5 protein-coding genes are annotated in these 5,948 nt (G+C 44.4%); 1 reads left to right on the plus strand and 4 read right to left on the minus strand.

What is annotated here, in order from left to right:
• Nucleotides 1–26: 26 nt before the first annotated feature.
• From FD12_RS11495 to FD12_RS11505, 3 genes are all read right to left on the minus strand, one after another.
• On the minus strand, nt 27–1,010 hold the full coding sequence (locus FD12_RS11495; protein ID WP_056983264.1) for a leucine-rich repeat domain-containing protein: 984 nt from the start codon (nt 1,008–1,010) through the stop codon (nt 27–29).
• A gap of 379 nt (nt 1,011–1,389) precedes the next feature.
• On the minus strand, nt 1,390–1,740 hold the full coding sequence (locus tag FD12_RS11500; protein WP_054749097.1) for a YxeA family protein: 351 nt from the start codon (nt 1,738–1,740) through the stop codon (nt 1,390–1,392).
• Nucleotides 1,741–1,808: 68 nt separating this feature from the next.
• Nucleotides 1,809–2,999 carry a DUF2075 domain-containing protein gene (locus FD12_RS11505; RefSeq protein WP_225427390.1) on the minus strand — a complete coding sequence of 397 codons (1,191 nt, stop codon included), beginning with the start codon at nt 2,997–2,999 and terminating at the stop codon, nt 1,809–1,811.
• A gap of 134 nt (nt 3,000–3,133) precedes the next feature.
• Here FD12_RS11505 and FD12_RS11510 point away from each other — a divergent pair, with 134 nt between their 5' ends.
• The gene (locus FD12_RS11510) at nt 3,134–4,708 is read left to right on the plus strand and encodes an amidohydrolase (RefSeq protein WP_056983269.1); all 1,575 of its coding nucleotides are present in this window, start codon (nt 3,134–3,136) and stop codon (nt 4,706–4,708) included.
• A 122-nt stretch (nt 4,709–4,830) separates the two neighbouring features.
• Here the strand turns inward: FD12_RS11510 and FD12_RS11515 are convergent, their stop codons facing one another.
• Nucleotides 4,831–5,913: a glycoside-pentoside-hexuronide (GPH):cation symporter gene (locus FD12_RS11515; protein ID WP_082622253.1), complete on the minus strand. Its 1,083-nt coding sequence runs from the start codon at nt 5,911–5,913 to the stop codon at nt 4,831–4,833.
• Nucleotides 5,914–5,948: the final 35 nt, after the last annotated feature.

Consider the following 5,948-nt stretch of genomic DNA (forward strand, 5'->3'; position numbering starts at 1 on the left):
TGGTCGTTTTAGCGTTTTTAGCACTATTACTTAAGAGATTTTAGACAGCTTCTAAGGGATAACCCCTCACTTGGCGAAACTTGTTCTGGTAAGTTGGCAAAATGAAGATCATCGCCATCAATTGTGACATCTTGGGTCGCCGGTTTAAAGATTTCAACCAGATTCTTTTCATCTTCTTCACCAACAAAGCCACCCAGAATATAATAATCATTTTTGGTCACGTAATAGATATGTTGATTTTTATATGGTTCCCATTCCTGATCATCAACGCCCAAATTTTGTGGCAATTCATCCTTAAACGGTGCTTTCCACGTAAATGAATTTTCCGTTATATGCTGAACAGGAAGGACCACGTGTTGGCCCAAATAAATCAGTTCCTCATAATTCTTTCGATCCAAGACATTTAAGTTATGGATTGAGTTAGACAGGACATTCAATTTCTTGATTGATCGGATACCAGCAATTGGCTCGATGTCCTCGATCCGATTCCCTTCCAAATTAACATCAACCAGTTTGGTTAGTCCCCGCAATGGGCTCACGTCTTTGATATCTTCAAAATAATACGTGCTCTCATCAAGATCACGAGACAAATTCAATTTGGTGAGATTCGTTGCATACTCCAATCCCTTAAGTGAATAATCACCAGGATTGACATCAGCTGGACCAATTGCCCCGTTCCCGCCATTAAGCGGCTGATAATCGCGCCGCTCATAGCCGGGCGTCTTCAGCCAGTCGATACTGGTAAGCTCCCCTAACTTCGCTTTAAACGTTGCAACGTCAAATTTATTAAGATCAAAGTCAGCCGGCACTAGACTTTGACGCTGCATTTCAAACAACACCAGCTTTTGTAATTGCTTGTTGGGCATCACATCATCAATGGATTGTTCATCAGCCGCAACCGCTGCTTGGACAGTCGCATGGCTATTTTCCAAGCCAGTCGCGGAACTACTAAACAGAACAAAGGATCCAAACAGTAATGTGGTCCCCAATAAGAGCTTGTGGATTTTCATCGTTATCACCTCAAAAAAGTATTACCCCTGTTGTCGATTACATCATACAAGATGTAGTGCGCTGGTGTATACTTTTTTGACTCGATATTTATAGGGACGATAACTTATAAGTTAACACCATAATGAAATCATCTCCTGATTAAGATCAGATGGCGACAAATGATAACCGATTTGGCAATCAAAGCAAAGCGGTTATAAATGCAACTTAGTTTGCCACTCTTATATTGATAAAACTTGCGTCAACCGGTTGATCCCGGCCAGTTTTAACAAAAAGACCAACTATTCCAAAAATCAGGAATAATTGGTCCTTCTCATTAAATTCTGGGATCAACCCAATCTCAGCTGACCAATGATTATTTGCCATTGCTAGGCAATTCGGTTACTTCTCAATATGAGCCAAAGCCTTCTTGGGAACTTCATTCTTTTGAATGCCTTCGTAGGTAACCACTGACTTGGCTCTTGAGACGCCAACCTTGATGTAGTGACCCTTCACAAATTTATGACCGCCAACAGTTCCAACTTCCATTTGTTGATACTGGCCAGCTTTATTCCAGCCATTAATCTTGTAGTAATAGGTCGTTGGATTGCCACCAGGCTGTTTCTCGCTTCGTTCTAACTTGCCAACTTGTCCATAATACCAAGTCTTGCCGTAATTGTATTGATACCAGAAGCCACCTGCCGCAACCAATGCAACGATGACAACTAATGTAATGACCGTGCCTTTTTTCATGATCTAATCTCCCCTGTTGTCTAGTTAGTTACTTATGTAGGTAACTATATCTGGTTATTATAAATAAGTCAATTATTTACTTTAATATTAGCAGCCATCTTTTCCAAATACTGCTCTAATTTAGGATCATGGGCGTGCAGGTACATCCCTTTAATCCCGCGCCGCAGCAACACATTCAAGGAGTTCCGCAATAATGCCTGCTTACTTTCTTCAAATTCCTTGGGATCCAAATCCGGCCGGTGCTTAAAGATCTCCACGTCAGTGACCTTGCTGGGGTCAACTCCCAAGCGATGGTCAGCCGTCAAATAAAACGGTGGCCCAATGATAATGCCAATATAATTAAGGTCAAATCCCTGGACCGTGTAAATACTTCCCACCTCATCAATGGTTTGCGGCTGTTCGGCCCAAGGGGTGCTGGTAAAGTTATATTGATCCCAGGGCAAATGAAAATGACCTTCGTTCACCAAATGTTTGCCGCCATCCAGCGTTGATGGATAGCCACTCGTAGACGTCATTCTGGCCAACCCATACCGCTGATTTTTCTTGGTGATTAACTCAAACATCTTTTGGGCGTCGGCAAAAACTCGAAAGTCATAATTGCCAATATCGGCCGGCACGGGACTGATGACCTCGCCATCAATAAAGTGGTCGAGCCAATCCATTAATTTGGGACCCGCCTGCATTCGAAACTGCTGCTTGAGATGGACAACGTCATGGGGATAGGGTTCAATCAAAGCGAGCAGTCGTTGCTGATTCCAAAAGCTCTTGGTTCGTAATACCTGATGGGGATCGAAAACAACAATGGTGACTTGACTCATTTGGATGATATCTTTTAGCTGATTATCGCCATAATAGTTGTTGTAGTGATCCGGCTTGCTTAACAGGAGATGGGCCTCGTCGATGACGGTTAGATTCACATGCTTACCCTGCTTATGTAATTTGTTAATGAAACTAGTCGGGCGCTGGTAGTATTTTTTCAACATATGTGGCGTTTGACCGGCCAATTCCCGATAGACCTTCAGCAATTCCGGATGGTTTACCAAGAAGTAGCTGTCTGGGACTTCCTGGGCCAGCTGGGTGAACAACTGATTCAGGATGAGGCTTTTTCCAGTACCGGCATCCCCCATCAAAACAAACACCGCGTGGTCGGACTTTTGTAAGTGGTCATGGGTGAAATCAATTATTTGCTGTAAGACTGCGGCTTGATGGTGCGTTAAGGTCACGTTTTTTGAGAAAGCATTAAGGGTGTGTGATTCCAATGATTGCGTCCTCCGTTTTAAAATGTCGTACTTTTATGATAGCATTTTTTGCTTGGGGGAGTGACGAAAGAAGTTGCACGTTACCCGAACACCCGCTAAGATATGATTCAAAAGACGAAAAGGGGCTAATGGCAATGCCAACGTTTAAAAACGCCAAAATATTCTTAGGAACCGATCAAACTCACTTTGCTTCGGCGATGACCATTAATAACGGCCTGGTCACTTGGGTCGGCAGTTCAGAAGAAGTCACTGACGAGCAGGCGGTCGATTTACAGGGGCGAACCGTCTTACCGGGGCTCATTGATGTTCATACCCACCCGAAGTACATCGCTGATGCCTTGCATGGCGTCGCCTGTACTCCGCCGAATGTCAACAGTATTGCCGAAATGCAGACGGCGTTGCGGCACTCGGTCGCCTTTGGGAAATCCGATCAAACCTGGATCGAAGGCTGGGGCTTTGACGAGACGAAACTGGCCGAGCACCGCACCCCTACTGTTGACGATCTTGACAAGGTTTCGACAACTCAGCCGATTTTTATTTATCGATCCGATTGCCACTCCTCCGTCGGCAACTCCAAAGCCCTTGAGCTTGCTGGCATCGACCGAGATACGCCGGATCCTCAAGGCGGGTTCATCGGTCATTTCCCGGATGGCCGTCCCAATGGCTACATGAAAGAAGTCGCCGCCACCCAATTGCTCATTCGGGTGAAATCAGTTCAAAATTATACCGCTGACGTTCAGAACATGGTCAACAGCTCTGATCATTACTTAGCAAATGGGATCGTCGCAATCGGTGAAATGATGGGCCGCAAACAACCCGACGACTCACTTCGACTCTATCAAGACGCGGTTGCCACAGGATTTAAACCAAAAACCGCTATCTACTATGTTTACGATGAAGTCGCCGACAATTCCGAGTTAACCCCCACTTTTGACGATCAACTGAGAGTCACCGGCATCAAAGTGTTCATGGATGGCAGTATTTCCGGCGAAACCGCCTATAACAAGCGCCCTTACCCGGATGGTCGCAACGGCGTCGCAATTACCAGTCCAGCAAAATTGAAGCGAGCCGTCGATTATGCCCGTGCCCACAAACTCCAAGTAGCTGCTCACGCAATGGGCGATGCTGCCATTCAGACCGTTCTGGATGTCACTCAGGGCCTTGATCCCTGGCTCGCCGATCGGCCCTCCATCCGCATCGAACATGCGTCAATCCTAAGTAACGCCATGCTTGATCAATTAAATCATGCCAAAATGAATTACGCTCTAGTCACCCAACCGATTTTCTTCTTTGCGGAGGATGAATCCTACCGACAATTTCTCTCACCGGCTCAATTTAAGTTAATCTACCGCGATAAATCCATGTTGACAACCAAAGCACGATTCGCTTTAAGTTCTGATGCGCCTTGTACGCCTTGGGCAGAACCGGACAGCCCGTTTGTTAATATTTACGCTGCCGTCACCAGAAAGACAGCCAATAGCGATCTCGTTAACCCTGAAGAAGCCATTACCGTTCCACAAGCCATTTTGGCCTATACCAAATGGTCAGCTGAAATCGGTGGATTCAAGCATAACGGCCAACTGATGCCGGGGTTGGCTGGTGACTTTGTGGTACTGGACAGAGACATTTTCACGATTCCAAGCGATGATATCCAGAATGTCAAGGTTCAATCAACTTGGATTGCCGGGGAGAAGGTCAGTCCAAATTAATTCATGAAGGTATACGAAAACGCATCCCGAAGTTGTACAGCTGCAACTTTGGAATGCGTTTTCTGCAATTATAAACTTTTACAACCGAATTCAATAAGAATAAGAGATATCAAACTCACTTATTACTTAGCTGCTTCTTTAGCATGACGTGATGCTAAATCAGCCTTAATCTGTGGCTCCATCTTTTCATACTTGAAGTAGAAGCACATGATCAATCCAACAATTGCGTAAATGATGATTGGGAACCAGATAAAGCAGAAGTGAATTGATGCAAGAGCTGATGCGGATTGAGTCTTGTTAGCAACGAATCCAGCGGCGGCCATGATCTTTGATGGAATGAAGGCACCGAACCCAGATCCTAATTGAATACAGAAAGCAGAACCAACGGCCGTTAAGAATCCAGCGGCACGAATACCGGTCTTCCACTCACCATAATCAACAGTATCAGCTAACATAGCGAATGGCATTGCGATAGCAGTACCACCACCAAGAATACCAATGATCCAGCCAGTTACAATCAAAGCAAAGTTGTTACCAACAAAGCCCATCATGGCTTGACCAAATGCACCAACAATTAATCCAATGATCATCGTCATGGTCTTGTTGGTAGCCTTAACGATAAATGGAATACAGATGTTAGCAATAACACCAACAACTTGAAGGCCGTTAAATACAGATGTTAATTGTTCGTTTCCAAGATAATACTTGGCGTAGTAAACTGAAACACCATTCCGGTCGGCTTGAGCGATCCAGAAAATAACAAATGAAACAACCAAGATAACCCAAGGCCAGTTACCCTTTGTAGCTTTCAATGAATCCTTGAATGGAATTGGCTTCTGAACAGAAACAGTTCGTTCACGTAAGTTTCTAAATGCTAATCCTAAAAGAATTACAGCAAGAATTCCAAAGATGAACATTGTCCACATGAAACCAACTTTGTTGTTACCTTTACCAAGGAAAGCAACCATTGGCAAAGCGAACGTACTGGTAATGAATGAACCAAGCGCACCACCAACCATTCGGAATTGAGAAGCAACGATACGTTCCTGACCGTTGGTAGTCAAATTAGGTAAAATAGCAGTAATTGGTGTTTGAATACCAGTGTAAATAACTCCGGCAGCCAAAATATAAGTAAAACCGGCATACCATAACTTAGCAGCTCCATGCAGGTTTGGTGCAGTAAATGCTAAGAAACTGTTTGAGATCTAAATTGAGTTTTGGTATACTTTTGCAAAAAAGG

It is taken from the genome of Lentilactobacillus rapi DSM 19907 = JCM 15042 (assembly GCF_001436255.1).
GTDB classification, from domain to species: domain Bacteria; phylum Bacillota; class Bacilli; order Lactobacillales; family Lactobacillaceae; genus Lentilactobacillus; species Lentilactobacillus rapi.